General features: G+C 52.3%; 11 protein-coding genes. 2 read left to right on the plus strand and 9 right to left on the minus strand.

The annotated features are described in order from the left end of the window. Position 1 precedes the first annotated feature (1 nt). Together thiG and thiH are read left to right on the plus strand one after the other, a co-directional pair. Complete coding sequence (thiG, locus tag OGY01_RS11245) at positions 2-772, plus strand: thiazole synthase (protein WP_200013321.1); 771 nt, start codon at positions 2-4, stop codon at positions 770-772. Next, a complete protein-coding gene (gene thiH, locus OGY01_RS11250; RefSeq protein WP_286493116.1) occupies positions 769-1,902 on the plus strand; it encodes a 2-iminoacetate synthase ThiH in 1,134 nt (377 codons plus the stop codon). The genes thiG and thiH overlap by 4 nt, the downstream gene beginning before the upstream one ends. A gap of 327 nt (positions 1,903-2,229) precedes the next feature. Here thiH and rpoC read toward each other — a convergent pair whose 3' ends face one another. The 9 genes from rpoC to tuf all read right to left on the minus strand — a co-directional run. Next, positions 2,230-6,453 carry a DNA-directed RNA polymerase subunit beta' gene (gene rpoC, locus OGY01_RS11255; protein ID WP_045438350.1) on the minus strand — a complete coding sequence of 1,408 codons (4,224 nt, stop codon included), beginning with the start codon at positions 6,451-6,453 and terminating at the stop codon, positions 2,230-2,232. Between the two features lie 76 nt (positions 6,454-6,529). Beyond that, positions 6,530-10,558, minus strand: a complete 4,029-nt coding sequence (gene rpoB, locus OGY01_RS11260; RefSeq protein WP_048223455.1) for a DNA-directed RNA polymerase subunit beta — start codon at positions 10,556-10,558, stop codon at positions 6,530-6,532. Between the two features lie 320 nt (positions 10,559-10,878). Then, a complete protein-coding gene (rplL, locus tag OGY01_RS11265) occupies positions 10,879-11,244 on the minus strand; it encodes a 50S ribosomal protein L7/L12 (RefSeq protein WP_045438343.1) in 366 nt (121 codons plus the stop codon). Positions 11,245-11,310: 66 nt separating this feature from the next. Next, positions 11,311-11,808, minus strand: a complete 498-nt coding sequence (gene rplJ, locus OGY01_RS11270) for a 50S ribosomal protein L10 (protein ID WP_007704673.1) — start codon at positions 11,806-11,808, stop codon at positions 11,311-11,313. A gap of 293 nt (positions 11,809-12,101) precedes the next feature. Further along, entirely contained in the window at positions 12,102-12,809 is a 708-nt protein-coding gene (gene rplA / locus OGY01_RS11275; protein WP_045438335.1) for a 50S ribosomal protein L1, read from the minus strand. Between the two features lie 3 nt (positions 12,810-12,812). Continuing rightward, positions 12,813-13,241 (minus strand): 50S ribosomal protein L11, encoded by a 429-nt coding sequence (rplK, locus tag OGY01_RS11280; RefSeq protein ID WP_003033122.1) that lies wholly within the window; start codon positions 13,239-13,241, stop codon positions 12,813-12,815. Positions 13,242-13,396: 155 nt separating this feature from the next. Continuing rightward, positions 13,397-13,942: a transcription termination/antitermination protein NusG gene (nusG, locus tag OGY01_RS11285; RefSeq protein ID WP_003033125.1), complete on the minus strand. Its 546-nt coding sequence runs from the start codon at positions 13,940-13,942 to the stop codon at positions 13,397-13,399. A 1-nt stretch (position 13,943) separates the two neighbouring features. Further along, positions 13,944-14,327 carry a preprotein translocase subunit SecE gene (gene secE, locus OGY01_RS11290; protein WP_003033128.1) on the minus strand — a complete coding sequence of 128 codons (384 nt, stop codon included), beginning with the start codon at positions 14,325-14,327 and terminating at the stop codon, positions 13,944-13,946. 229 nt (positions 14,328-14,556) lie between these two features. After that, a partial coding sequence (gene tuf / locus OGY01_RS11295) for an elongation factor Tu (RefSeq protein WP_058842576.1) occupies positions 14,557-15,597 on the minus strand: 1,041 nt, incomplete at its 5' end.

The raw sequence follows: 15,597 nt of genomic DNA on the forward strand, positions 1-15,597 counted from the left end.
TATGTTACGAATTGCCGACAAAACGTTTGATTCACATCTGTTCACCGGGACCGGAAAATTTGCGTCATCGCAACTGATGGTGGACGCCATTCGTGCTTCTGGTAGCCAGTTAGTGACGCTGGCAATGAAGCGCGTGGATTTACGTCAGCACAACGACGCGATCCTGGCGCCATTGGTCGAGGCTGGCGTGACACTGCTACCCAACACGTCGGGAGCAAAAACGGCGGAAGAAGCTATCTTTGCTGCACAACTGGCGCGTGAAGCGCTGGGGACAAACTGGCTGAAGTTAGAAATTCACCCGGACGCCCGCTGGCTGCTACCGGACCCGATAGAAACGCTGAAAGCCGCCGAAGCACTGGTGAGGCAGGGATTCATAGTGCTCCCCTACTGTGGCGCTGACCCGGTGTTGTGCAAGCGGCTGGAAGAAGCAGGTTGTGCGGCAGTAATGCCGCTCGGTGCGCCTATAGGCTCCAACCAGGGGCTGGAAACGCGATCCATGCTGGATATCATCATTCAGCAAGCGACCGTCCCGGTGGTCGTTGACGCAGGTATCGGCGTACCCAGCCACGCCACACAGGCACTGGAAATGGGTGCCGACGCGGTACTGGTCAATACAGCGATAGCTGTGGCGGACGATCCAGTGATGATGGCAACCGCCTTCCGCCTGGCAGTTGAAGCGGGTGTTTTGGCTCGTCAGGCGGTACCGGGAAGCCGCAGTTCACACGCGCAGGCCACCAGCCCGTTAACTGGATTCCTGGAGGTAATGGCATGAATACGTTCAGCGATCGCCGGCGACAACTGGACTGGGACGACATCCGCCTGCGTATCAACGGTAAGACTGCTGCTGACGTACAACGGGCTCTCAACGCTTCGCAGCTTAGTCGCGATGACCTGATGGCTCTGCTCTCTCCTGCTGCTGCTGACTATCTGGAGCCACTGGCGCAGCGGGCGCAGAAACTTACCCGCCAACGCTTTGGTAACACAGTGAGTTTTTACGTTCCGCTGTACCTCTCCAATCTGTGTGCCAACGACTGTACCTACTGCGGCTTTTCAATGAGTAACCGCATCAAGCGTAAAACGCTGGATGACGTGGAGATTGCTCGCGAGTGCGAGGCCATTCGCAAGCTGGGATTTGAGCATTTGTTGCTGGTGACTGGGGAGCATCAGAGTAAGGTCGGCATGGATTACTTCCGTCGCCATTTACCCGCTATTCGTCGCCAGTTTTCCTCTTTACAAATGGAGGTACAACCGCTGTCAGAAGCGGAATATGCAGAACTAAAGGCGTTAGGACTGGATGGCGTAATGGTTTATCAGGAGAGCTATCACGAGGCGATTTACGCCCATCATCATCTGAAGGGGAAAAAGCAGGACTTCTTCTGGCGGCTGGAAACGCCGGACAGACTGGGTCGTGCCGGAATCGACAAAATTGGTCTTGGGGCGTTGATTGGCCTATCCGACAGCTGGCGGGTTGATTGCTACATGGTGGCCGAACATCTGCTGTGGATGCAACAACATTACTGGCAGAGCCGTTATTCTATCTCCTTCCCTCGCCTGCGTCCGTGCACCGGAGGTATAGAGCCGGCATCAATTATGGACGAGCGTCAACTGGTACAAACCATTTGCGCATTTCGCTTGCTGGCTCCGGAAATTGAACTGTCGCTCTCCACCCGCGAGTCGCCGTGGTTTCGCGATCACGTCATTCCGCTGGCAATTAACAACGTCAGCGCCTTTTCAAAAACGCAGCCCGGTGGTTATGCCGACAATCATCCTGAACTGGAACAGTTCTCTCCTCACGACGACCGTCGCCCGGAAGCCGTTGCCAACGCACTGATGGCAAAGGGGTTACAGCCCGTATGGAAAGACTGGGATAGCTATCTTGGACGCGCTTCGCAAACGCGATGAACCATCATGTAAGAGCATAAGTATTTTACGAGCCATTACGTAATGTGAAAAACGGGAGCTTGTCGTCAGGCTGCCGTTTTTTTATTTTGTCTCCGTCAGTCACGGAAGCTGACCAGGGCAGAAGTTATCTTCCTCATTTTGCCCTGCCTTCACCTCGACAGATCTTACCTGGTTCTGTGAAAAATATCGTTCCAGCCGCACCACCGGTAAATTAATACCCATCCTATATGGCTGGGTGGCGTCGCAAGCAAATTATCCGGCCAACAACAGCATTTCTCAGGCAAAAAAAACCCGCCGAAGCGGGTTTTTTATTACGGTCAACAACGATTAATCGTTATCAGAACCACCCAGACCTGCGTTCAGCAGTTCTGCCAGGCTGGCAGATGCATCTTCCGCAGTAACCTGAGGTGCTGCTGGCAGTTCGCCCGCAGCACGACGGCGCATACGATCCTGATGGTACGCATAACCGGTACCAGCTGGGATCAGACGACCCACGATGACGTTCTCTTTCAGACCGCGCAGTTCGTCGCGTTTGCCCGCAACGGCTGCTTCGGTCAGCACGCGAGTAGTCTCCTGGAACGATGCCGCAGAGATGAAGGACTCGGTTGCCAGAGATGCCTTGGTGATACCCAGCAGATCGCGGGAGAAAGTCGCCGCAACTTTGCCGTTCGCTTCCAGTTCGCGGTTAGCGATCTTGACGCGGGAGTATTCAACCTGCTCGCCTTCGAGGAAGTCGGAGCTACCAGCACTTTCGATGGTCGCTTTACGCAGCATCTGACGAACGATAACTTCGATGTGTTTATCGTTAATCTTAACGCCTTGCAGACGGTAAACGTCCTGTACTTCGTTGGTGATGTAACGCGTTACCGCGTGTACGCCACGAAGACGCAGGATGTCGTGTGGCGCTTCCGGACCGTCGGAAACCACATCACCACGTTCTACACGTTCACCTTCGAACACGTTGAGCTGACGCCATTTCGGAATCATCTCTTCGTACGGTTCGCTGCCGTCTAACGGAGTAATAACCAGGCGACGCTTCCCTTTGGTTTCTTTACCGAAGGAAATGATACCGCTGATTTCCGCCAGGATTGCCGGCTCTTTCGGACGACGAGCTTCGAACAGGTCCGCAACGCGCGGCAGACCACCGGTAATATCCTTGGTACCGCCTGATTCCTGAGGAACACGCGCCAGGGTGTCACCTGAGCTGATCTGCACGCCATCTTCCAGCTGAACAATCGCTTTACCCGGCAGGAAGTACTGAGCAGGCATATCGGTACCTGGGATCAGAACGTCGTTGCCCTGGGCATCAACAATTTTCAGTGCCGGACGCAGGTCTTTACCACCCGCAGTACGCTCTGCAGAATCCAGAACCACCAGAGAAGACAGACCGGTCAGCTCGTCGGTCTGACGAGTAATGGTCTGGCCGTCGATCATGTCAGTGAAGCGGACAAAACCACTCACTTCGGTGATAACCGGCATGGTGTGTGGATCCCAGTTTGCAACGGTTTCGCCGCCAGCAACCTGTTCGCCATCACCTTTCGCCATAACGGAGCCGTAAGGCACTTTATAGCTTTCTTTGGTACGACCGAATTCGTCGATCAGTTTCAGTTCGGTGTTACGTGAGGTGATAACCAGTTTACCGCTGGAGTTCACAACCGACTTCGCATTGCTCAGACGGATGCTACCTTTGTTTTTCACCTGGATGCTGGATTCAGCAGCCGCACGAGATGCCGCACCACCGATGTGGAACGTACGCATCGTCAGCTGTGTACCCGGCTCACCGATGGACTGTGCCGCGATAACGCCGATTGCTTCACCTTTGTTGATGATGTGGCCACGCGCCAGGTCACGACCATAGCAGTGCGCACATACACCAAAGTCGGTGTCACAGGATACGACGGAACGTACTTTGACGGAGTCAACGGAGTTCTCTTCCAGCAGATCACACCACTGCTCGTGCAGCAGGGTGTTGCGTGGAACCAGAATATCCGCCGTACCCGGCTTCAGAACGTCTTCAGCAGTCACACGACCCAGAACGCGATCACGCAGCGGCTCTTTAACATCACCACCCTCGATAACCGGGGTCATGGTGATACCTTCCAGAGTGCCACAATCGTCTTCAGTGACAACCAGATCCTGCGCGACGTCGACCAGACGACGAGTCAGATAACCGGAGTTAGCTGTTTTCAGTGCGGTATCCGCCAGACCTTTACGAGCACCGTGAGTAGAGATGAAGTACTGGAGTACGTTCAGACCTTCACGGAAGTTCGCGGTGATCGGCGTTTCGATGATGGAGCCATCCGGCTTCGCCATCAGACCACGCATACCTGCCAGCTGACGAATCTGTGCTGCAGAACCACGCGCACCGGAGTCGGCCATCATGTAAATGCTGTTGAAGGAAACCTGCTGCTCTTCGACGCCGTCACGGTTAATAACGGTTTCAGTTTGCAGGTTATCCATCATCGCTTTGGATACACGATCGTTCGCCGCAGCCCAGATATCGATAACTTTGTTGTAACGTTCGCCTGCGGTTACCAGACCAGACTGGAACTGCTCCTGGATCTCAGCAACTTCAGCTTCCGCTTCAGAGATGATCTCGTGTTTCTTCTCTGGGATGACCATGTCATCAATACCAACAGATGCACCTGAACGCGCTGCATAAGCAAAGCCGGTGTACATTGTCTGGTCAGCGAAGATAACGGTCGGCTTCAGGCCCAGAATGCGGTAACAGGTGTTCAGCATTTTGGAGATTGCTTTCTTGCCCAGCGCCTGGTTGACGATGGAGAAAGGCAGACCTTTCGGTACGATCATCCACAAAATAGCACGGCCAACGGTCGTGTCTTTCAGGCTGGTTTTCGCAACGAATTCGCCGTTTTCATCTTTTTCATATTCGGTGATACGCACTTTAACGCGCGCATGCAGAGAGGCCAGACCTGCGCGATAGATACGCTCAGCTTCTTTCGGGCCAGTCAACACCATGCCTTCGCCTTTGGCGTTAACACAGTCACGGGTCATGTAGTACAGACCCAATACAACGTCCTGAGACGGAACGATGATAGGTTCGCCGTTCGCCGGAGACAGAATGTTGTTGGTAGACATCATCAGCGCACGCGCTTCGAGCTGGGCTTCCAGCGTCAGCGGTACGTGAACAGCCATCTGGTCACCATCGAAGTCGGCGTTATACGCCGCACAAACCAGCGGGTGCAGCTGGATAGCTTTACCTTCGATCAGTACCGGTTCAAATGCCTGGATACCCAGACGGTGCAGTGTTGGTGCACGGTTCAGCAGTACCGGGTGTTCGCGGATAACTTCGTCCAGGATATCCCAAACGACAGCTTCCTCACGCTCAACCATTTTCTTAGCGGCTTTGATGGTGGTGGCGAGGCCACGCAGTTCCAGCTTGCCGTAAATGAACGGTTTGAACAGTTCCAGTGCCATTTTCTTAGGCAGACCGCACTGATGCAGACGCAGGTATGGACCTACGGTGATTACAGAACGACCAGAGTAGTCAACACGCTTACCGAGCAGGTTCTGACGGAAACGACCCTGTTTACCTTTGATCATATCGGCCAAAGATTTCAGAGGACGTTTGTTAGAACCGGTGATCGCACGACCGCGACGACCGTTATCCAGCAGGGCGTCGACCGCTTCCTGCAGCATACGTTTTTCGTTGCGTACGATGATGTCCGGCGCAGCCAGATCCAGCAGACGTTTCAGACGGTTGTTACGGTTGATAACGCGACGATACAGATCGTTCAGATCCGACGTTGCGAAACGACCACCATCCAGCGGAACCAGCGGACGCAGATCTGGCGGCAGAACCGGCAGAACGGTCAGAATCATCCACTCAGGCTTGTTACCAGACTGTACGAACGCTTCCAGCAGTTTGATACGCTTGGTCAGCTTTTTACGCTTGGTTTCGGAGTTGGTTTCGTTCAGCTCTTCACGCAGAGTTTCACACTCTTGCTCCAGATCCATGCTTTTCAGCAGAGCCTGGATAGCTTCCGCACCCATCTTCGCGTCGAATTCGTCACCGAACTCTTCCAGCGCATCCAGATACTGCTCTTCAGTCAGGATCTGTTGGCGTTCCAGGTTAGTCATACCGCCTTCGATTACCACATAAGATTCAAAGTACAGTACGCGCTCGATATCGCGCAGCGGCATATCAAGCAGCAGGCCGATACGGGACGGCAGAGATTTCAGGAACCAGATGTGAGCGGTCGGAGATGCCAGCTCGATGTGGCCCATACGCTCACGGCGTACTTTAGTCTGGGTCACTTCAACGCCGCACTTCTCACAGATCACACCACGGTGTTTCAGGCGCTTGTACTTACCGCACAGGCACTCGTAATCTTTTACTGGCCCAAAGATACGGGCGCAGAAAAGGCCGTCACGCTCAGGTTTGAACGTACGGTAGTTGATGGTTTCCGGCTTCTTAACTTCACCAAAGGACCATGAACGGATCATGTCTGGCGATGCCAGAGCAATTTTGATCGCATCAAACTCTTCGGTTTTAGTTTGCGCTTTCAGAAACTTTAATAAGTCTTTCACGGATTTGCTCCCGTCGGAGTTAGCACAATCTGGTGCTGGCTGTTACGCCAGCACCAGTGACCTGTATGAGCGAGAGTTACTCGTCTTCCAGCTCGATGTTGATACCCAGCGAACGAATCTCTTTCAACAATACGTTGAAGGATTCCGGCATGCCTGGTTCCATCTGATGGTTGCCGTCCACGATGTTTTTATACATCTTGGTACGACCATTTACGTCATCAGACTTAACGGTGAGCATTTCCTGCAGGGTGTATGCTGCGCCATATGCTTCCAGCGCCCACACTTCCATCTCCCCGAAGCGCTGACCACCGAACTGAGCCTTACCACCCAGCGGCTGCTGAGTAACCAGGCTGTAAGAACCGGTAGAACGCGCATGCATCTTGTCATCAACCAGGTGGTTCAGTTTCAGCATGTACATGTAACCAACGGTAACCTGGCGCTCGAATTGCTCACCGGTACGACCGTCGAACAGTGTGATCTGACCGGAAGTCGGCAGGCCACCCAGCTGTAACAGTTCCTTGATTTCAGACTCTTTCGCACCGTCGAAGACCGGCGTTGCGATCGGCATACCTTTTTTCAGGTTTTCAGCCAGACGCAGAACTTCTTCATCGCTGAAGGTACTCAGGTCAACTTTCTGACGAACGTCGGCACCCAGATCATAGGCACGCTGGATGAACTCGCGCAGTTTCGCGACTTCTTGCTGCTGTTTCAGCATGGCGTTGATCTTATCGCCAATACCTTTCGCAGCCATACCCAGGTGGGTTTCCAGAATCTGACCGATGTTCATACGAGATGGTACGCCCAGCGGGTTCAGCACGATGTCTACCGGCGTACCGTTAGCATCATGAGGCATATCTTCGATCGGGTTGATCTTAGAAATTACACCCTTGTTACCGTGACGACCTGCCATCTTATCACCAGGCTGGATCCGACGTTTAACCGCCAGATACACCTTAACAATCTTCAGCACGCCTGGTGCCAGATCGTCGCCCTGAGTGATTTTACGGCGTTTCGCTTCGAGTTTTTTCTCGAACTCGTGTTTCAGTTCGTCGTACTGCTCAGCCAGCTGTTCCAGCTGATTTTGTTTCTCTTCGTCGGTCAGGCCGAGTTCCAGCCAGCGATCGCGAGGCAGTTTGTCGAGCTTCTCAGCTTCAACGCCACCGGCAACCAGCACCGCGTAGATACGACTGAACAGGCCAGCTTCGAGGATCTGCAGTTCTTCAGACAGGTCTTTCTTAGCCTGTTTCAGCTGCATCTCTTCGATTTCCAGCGCACGTTTGTCTTTCTCTACGCCATCGCGAGTAAAGACCTGAACGTCGATAATCGTACCGGAAACACCGTTTGGTACGCGCAGAGAAGAGTCTTTAACATCAGACGCTTTCTCACCGAAGATCGCACGCAGCAGCTTCTCTTCTGGCGTCAGCTGGGTTTCACCTTTCGGCGTTACCTTACCAACCAGAATGTCGCCACCGGTCACTTCTGCACCAATGTAAACGATACCGGACTCATCCAGTTTGGAGAGCGCAGCTTCACCCACGTTCGGGATGTCAGCGGTGATCTCTTCCGGCCCCAGCTTGGTGTCACGGGACACACATGCCAGTTCCTGAATATGGATGGTGGTGAAACGGTCTTCCTGAACAACACGCTCGGAAACGAGGATGGAGTCTTCGAAGTTATAGCCGTTCCACGGCATGAACGCGACGCGCATGTTCTGACCGAGCGCCAGTTCACCGAGGTCGGTGGACGGACCGTCTGCCAGTACATCACCACGTTCGACCGGCTCACCCAGGGACACACAAGGCATTTGGTTGATACAGGTGTTCTGGTTAGAACGGGTGTATTTGGTCAGGTTATAAATGTCGATACCTGCTTCGCCCGGGTACATCTCGTCTTCGTTAACTTTGATAACGATACGGGAAGCATCCACGTACTGAACGGTACCGCCACGTTTAGCAACTGCAGTAACACCGGAGTCAACGGCAACAGCACGTTCCATACCGGTACCAACCAGCGGCTTATCAGCGCGCAGAGTTGGAACGGCCTGACGTTGCATGTTCGCACCCATCAATGCACGGTTGGCGTCATCGTGTTCCAGGAACGGGATCAGGGACGCACCGACGGAAACCACCTGTTGGGTGGATACGTCCATGTAGTCAACCTGGTCGCGGCTGAACAAGCTGGATTCGCCTTTGCTACGGCAAGTTACCAGGTCTTCTACAAAGTGGCCTTCGTCATCCAGGTTGGAGTTCGCCTGAGCGATAACGTAGTTGCCTTCTTCGATAGCAGACAGGTAATGAATTTCGTCAGTTACAACACCGTCGGTCACTTTACGGTACGGAGTCTCAAGGAAACCGTATTCGTTAGTCTGTGCGTAAACGGACAGGGAGTTGATCAGACCGATGTTCGGACCTTCAGGCGTTTCGATTGGACATACGCGACCGTAGTGAGTCGGGTGTACGTCTCGAACTTCGAAGCCTGCACGTTCACGGGTCAGACCGCCTGGGCCGAGTGCAGAGATACGACGTTTGTGCGTAATCTCAGACAGCGGGTTGTTCTGGTCCATAAACTGAGACAGCTGGCTGGAACCAAAGAACTCTTTCACTGCTGCAGAAATCGGTTTGGCGTTGATCATATCCTGAGGCATCAGGGTATCCAGATCGCCCAGAGACAGACGCTCTTTCACCGCACGCTCTACACGTACCAGGCCAACGCGGAACTGGTTTTCCGCCATTTCGCCTACGGAACGGATACGACGGTTACCGAGGTGGTCGATATCATCGACTTCGCCTTTACCGTTACGGATATCGATGAGCTTCTTCATCACGTCAATGATGTCGTCTTTGCTCAGGATGCCAGAACCTTCGATTTCGTCGCGCAGCAGAGAACGGTTGAACTTCATACGACCAACCGCAGAGAGATCATAGCGGTCTTCGGAGAAGAACAGGTTCTCGAACAGGCTTTCAGCAGCTTCACGAGTCGGCGGCTCACCAGGACGCATCATGCGGTAGATTTCTACCAGTGCGCTCAGACGATCGTTTGTTGGGTCGACGCGTACAGTTTCAGAAATGTACGGACCGTGGTCCAGATCGTTAGTGAACAGCGTTTCGATACGCTTGTGACCAGACTGGCTCAGCTTAGCCAGCAGATCCAGGCTCAGCTCCATGTTAGCTGCGCAGATTAACTCGCCAGTGGATTCATCAACGTAGTCTTTAGACGCAACTTTACCAGCAATGTACTCAACCGGAACTTCGATATGTTTGATATCGTCTTTTTCCAGCTGGCGAATGTGGCGCGCAGTGATGCGACGGCCTTTTTCGACGTAGATTTTGCCGTTAGCTTCGATGTCAAAGGAGGCGGTTTCACCACGCAGGCGTTCCGGCACCAGTTCCATCTGCAACTTATTGTCGCGGATCTCAAAGACGACTTTTTCAAAGAACAGATCCAGAATCTGCTCAGTGGTGTAGTTCAGCGCACGCAGAATAATGGTCGCAGGCAGTTTGCGGCGACGGTCAATACGTACGAACAGGTTGTCCTTCGGATCGAATTCGAAGTCCAGCCAGGAACCACGGTAAGGAATGATGCGCGCGTTATACAGCACTTTACCCGAAGAGTGGGTTTTACCTTTGTCGGAGTCAAAGAAGACGCCAGGACTACGGTGCAGCTGAGAAACGATAACACGTTCAGTGCCGTTGATTACAAAGGTACCGTTGTCAGTCATGAGCGGAATTTCGCCCATGTAGACTTCTTGTTCTTTAATGTCTTTTACGGTGCCTTCCGGCGCTTCGCGCTCGTAGATCACCAGACGCAGTTTTACGCGCAGCGGTGCGGAATAGGTCACGCCACGAATCTGACATTCCTGAACGTCAAACACCGGTTCGCCAAGGCGATAGCTGACGTATTGCAGCTCGGAGTTACCGCTATAGCTCTGAATCGGGAAAACGGAACGGAAAGCTGCTTCCAGACCATACTGCCCTTCAGGATCTTGCTCGATGAACTTCTGAAACGAGTCAAGCTGGATAGAAAGGAGATAAGGTATGTCCAACACTTGTGGACGTTTACCAAAATCCTTACGAATACGTTTTTTCTCGGTATAGGAGTAAACCATTAGGGTTCCTCAGCTCGCTGACAAGTCGACCCATCTGTCCGACGAAGGGACAGTTTGTGCAACACTATTTTGTTGACCGGAAAATCGAATACTTTCCGCAATGCCTGTTGCTATCACGCTTAAACCATTTCATTGCGATTTACACAGAACTAACGCTCTGTCGCAGTATATTAAGGCGTCGATAGAAACAAGCATTGAAAGGCACAGCAGTAGTCAAACAGTGTGAAATGCTACTGGCGCCTTACAGCGCAAAAAGGCTGGTGACTAAAAAGTCACCAGCCATCAGCCTAATTGCTTAGGCTGCAACCAGAAAAGTTGGCTTATTTAACTTCAACTTCAGCGCCAGCTTCTTCCAGAGATTTTTTCAGTGCTTCTGCGTCGTCTTTGCTCACGCCTTCTTTCAGAGCAGCCGGTGCAGATTCTACCAGGTCTTTAGCTTCTTTCAGACCCAGGCCAGTTGCGCCACGTACTGCTTTGATAACAGCAACTTTGTTAGCGCCAGCAGCTTTCAGAATTACGTCGAATTCAGTTTTTTCTTCAGCTACTTCAGCCGGGCCAGCAGCTACAGCTACAGCAGCAGCAGCGGAAACACCGAATTTTTCTTCCATTGCAGAAATCAGTTCTACAACGTCCATTACGGACATAGCGGATACTGCTTCAATGATTTGATCTTTAGTGATAGACATTTAAATTGTTCCTGAAAATCAGAATAAGTTTATACGTAAGCAGATGCTTGATAAAGATAACTGCGATTAAGCAGCTTCTTTCGCATCGCGAACAGCAGCCAGAGTGCGAACCAGTTTGCCAGCCGAAGCTTCTTTCATGGTTGCCATCAGGCGTGCAATTGCTTCTTCGTAGGTCGGCAGAGTTGCCAGGCGATCGATTTGCGATGCCGGGATCAATTCACCTTCAAAGGCTGCGGCTTTGACCTCAAATTTTGCATTCGCTTTCGCGAAATCTTTGAACAGACGAGCAGCTGCGCCCGGGTGTTCCATAGAATATGCAATCAGGGTCGGACCAACGAACGCGTCTTTCAGGCACTCAAACTGAGTACCTTCAACAACACGGCGCAGCAGGGTGTTACGAACAACACGCATGTATACGCCGGCTTCGCGACCTGCTTTACGCAGTTCAGTCATTTTGTCTACAGTTACGCCACGGGAATCCGCAACTACTGCAGACAGCGCGCCTTTGGCTACTTCGCTGACTTCAGCAACAATCGCTTGTTTGTCTTGAAGATTTAAAGCCATTAGCTTTGCTCCTGGATGTTTGCCGGAACTCATGTTCCGGAACTCACTTCACTCTTCCCAACGGACAGAGCGTCTAAATACGGTGAGCAGAAACAAGCCAGAGTATCAGAAATAATCTTAGCGTTCTGTCACCGTCTACGCAGGGCATTAAGCTTCTTACGAAACACCTGCGGTCTTCGACGGAGGCCTGGATAGGCCAGGCTCCAACGAACAAATCTGTTTATTTGCTAACTTTCGTTAGCAAACGTGGGGGTAGAATTGTAGACAAATTCACCGCCCACGTAAAGCTAATCTTAGCTGTTCGCAGACGCGCTCAGACCAGCTTGATCAACGGCAACGCCAGCACCCATGGTGGTGGAGAGGCTAACTTTCTTGATGTACACGCCTTTTGCCTGAGTTGGTTTCGCTTTTTTCAGCGCAACCAGCAGAGCTTCCAGGTTTTCTTTCAGTTTGTCAGCGTCAAAATCCACTTTACCAATGGTAGTGTGGATGATGCCGTTTTTGTCGTTACGGTAACGAACCTGACCCGCTTTAGCGTTCTTAACCGCTTCAGCAACGTTCGGAGTTACAGTACCAACTTTCGGGTTTGGCATCAGGCCACGCGGACCCAGAACCTGACCCAGCTGGCCAACAACGCGCATTGCATCCGGGGAAGCAATAACAACGTCAAAGTTCATTTCGCCTTTCTTGATCTGGTCAGCCAGATCTTCCATACCTACCAGCTCAGCGCCTGCAGCTTTAGCAGCTTCAGCGTTTGCACCCTGGGTAAATACGGCTACGCGAACGGAACGGCCAGTACCGTGCGGCAGTACAGTTGCACCACGTACGTTCTGGTCAGATTTACGAGCATCGATGCCGAGGTTAACAGCAACGTCCACGCTTTCTACGAATTTAGCAGTGGCCAGCTCTTTCAGCAGAGCAATAGCTTCGTTGATGTCATACTGTTTAGTTGCATCAACTTTGTCACGGATCACGCGCATACGCTTGGTCAGTTTAGCCATTTCTTAGTCCTCCACTACCAGGCCCATGGAACGTGCAGTACCTTCAATGGAGCGAGTCATCGCTTCAATGTCGGAACCAGTCATGTCGGCAGCTTTGGTCTGCGCGATTTCCTGCAGCTGAGCGCGGGAAATTTTACCCACTTTGTCTTTGTTCGGCTTACCGGAACCAGACTTGATACCAGCCGCTTTCTTCAGCAGAACTGCTGCCGGAGGCGTTTTGGTAACGAAAGTGAAAGAACGGTCAGCATAAACGGTGATAACAACCGGGATCGGCAGACCTTTTTCCATGGAATCAGTTTTTGCGTTGAACGCTTTGCAGAATTCCATGATGTTCACGCCTTGTTGACCCAGTGCTGGACCTACCGGCGGACTCGGGTTAGCCATACCAGCTGCAACCTGCAGCTTGACATAGGCTTGGACTTTCTTAGCCATTCTAAATTCCTCTAGTTGGGTTATAGCGCCTCAGAGAGGCTCCCCGTGATAAAATTCGTTTTACGGATGCTATCCATAAAAACAAAAGGCGCGAAATTGTATTCCAATCTCGCGCCTTGTGCAACGATTAAATCGCCGCTTTTTTGATCGACGTGTTAGGCTTTTTCAACCTGAGCGAAGTCCAGTTCAACCGGAGTCGCACGACCGAAGATAGAAACAGAAACTTTCAGACGAGACTTCTCGTAATCGACTTCTTCAACAACACCGTTAAAGTCAGCAAACGGACCGTCACTAACGCGAACCATTTCACCCGGCTCGAACATCGTTTTCGGACGCGGTTTATCACCAACCTGCTGCAGACGGTTCATGATCGCATCAACTTCTTTGTCGCTGATTGGCGCCGGACGGTCAGATGTACCGCCGATAAAGCCCATCACACGCGGCACACTGCGCACCAGGTGCCAGCTTGCATCGTTCATCACCATCTGGACCAGTACATAGCCCGGGAAGAATTTGCGTTCGCTTTTACGACGCTGGCCACCACGGATTTCGACCACTTCTTCGGTCGGCACCATGACTTCGCCAAACAACTCTTCCATATTTTGTAACTTGATATATTCACGCAGCGATGTAGCTACGCGACCTTCAAAACCGGAAAACGCCTGAACGACGTACCAGCGCTTTTTAGGGGCTTCAGACATCTTAGAACCTCAGGCCAGTGATAAAGGATACCAGGCGAACCAGAATACCATCCAGTCCCCACAGGATCAGTGACATTACTGCGGTAACCGCAGCCACAATCAGCGTGGTGTGCAATGTTTCCTGGCGAGTCGGCCAAATGACCTTACGGACTTCGGTTCTCGCTTCACGGGCAAAAGCAACGGTCGCTTTACCTTTTGTTGTCAACAGCGCGACACCACCCGCTGCAGCAATCAGAATCACTACGGCCAGCGCACGCAGCGGCAACATCATGTCACGATAGAGGTAGTTGCCAACGATAGCTACAAGCAGCAATACAGCGACAACAACCCACTTCATCGCTTCCAGGCCGCGCCCGCTTCCTTGAGCTTCGGTATTCGCACTCATAAACCAACCTGTCAGAAGTATTCTACAAACATTTTCACCCCGCGTAAGCGAGGCGATCCAAACCGAAATGCTCTGGTGCGTTTCGGACTAAACGCCCTCTTCAGAGCCTGTCTCAGCAATGATTATGACAAAAAAAATCACTGATGAGCCAGGTTCTGGTGTGAAAGCGTGCAAAAAGGGCATCAAATGATGCCCTTTTATTGCGCATTGCGTCAAATGTTATCGGCAATTAGCTCATTACTTTGGCAACAACGCCCGCGCCAACGGTACGGCCGCCTTCACGGATTGCGAAACGCAGACCGTCGTCCATCGCGATCGGGTGGATCAGGGTAACAACCATTTTGATGTTGTCGCCCGGCATTACCATCTCTACGCCTTCTGGCAGTTCGATGGTACCAGTCACGTCAGTAGTACGGAAGTAGAACTGCGGACGGTAGCCTTTGAAGAACGGAGTATGACGGCCGCCTTCGTCTTTGGACAGAATGTACACTTCAGATTCGAACTTGGTGTGCGGCTTGATTGAACCCGGCTTAGCCAGTACCTGACCACGTTCGATTTCTTCACGTTTGATACCACGCAGCAGAACACCAACGTTCTCACCAGCACGGCCTTCGTCCAGCAGTTTGCGGAACATTTCAACGCCAGTACAGGTAGACTTAGCAGTCTCTTTGATACCAACGATTTCAACTTCTTCACCAACTTTGATGATACCGCGCTCTACACGACCGGTAACAACGGTACCACGACCGGAGATGGAGAATACGTCTTCGATAGGCAGCAGGAACGGCTTGTCAATCGCACGCTCTGGTTCCGGGATGTAAGAATCCAGGAAGCCAGCCAGTTCGATGATTTTCGCTTCCCACTCTGCTTCGCCTTCCAGCGCTTTCAGAGCAGAACCACGAACGATCGGAGTGTCGTCGCCCGGGAAATCGTACTGAGACAGAAGTTCACGAACTTCCATTTCTACCAGTTCCAGCAGCTCTTCGTCATCAACCATGTCGCATTTGTTCAGGAACACGATGATGTACGGAACGCCTACCTGACGACCCAGCAGGATGTGCTCACGAGTCTGCGGCATCGGGCCGTCAGTCGCAGCAACAACCAGGATCGCGCCGTCCATCTGCGCAGCACCGGTGATCATGTTTTTAACATAGTCGGCGTGGCCCGGGCAGTCTACGTGCGCGTAGTGGCGAGTCGGGGTGTCATATTCAACGTGAGAAGTGTTGATGGTGATACCACGAGCTTTTTCTTCCGGAGCGTTATCGATCTG

Source organism: Citrobacter sp. Cm038 (genome assembly GCF_030333105.1).
Taxonomy (GTDB): Bacteria; Pseudomonadota; Gammaproteobacteria; order Enterobacterales; family Enterobacteriaceae; genus Citrobacter; species Citrobacter murliniae.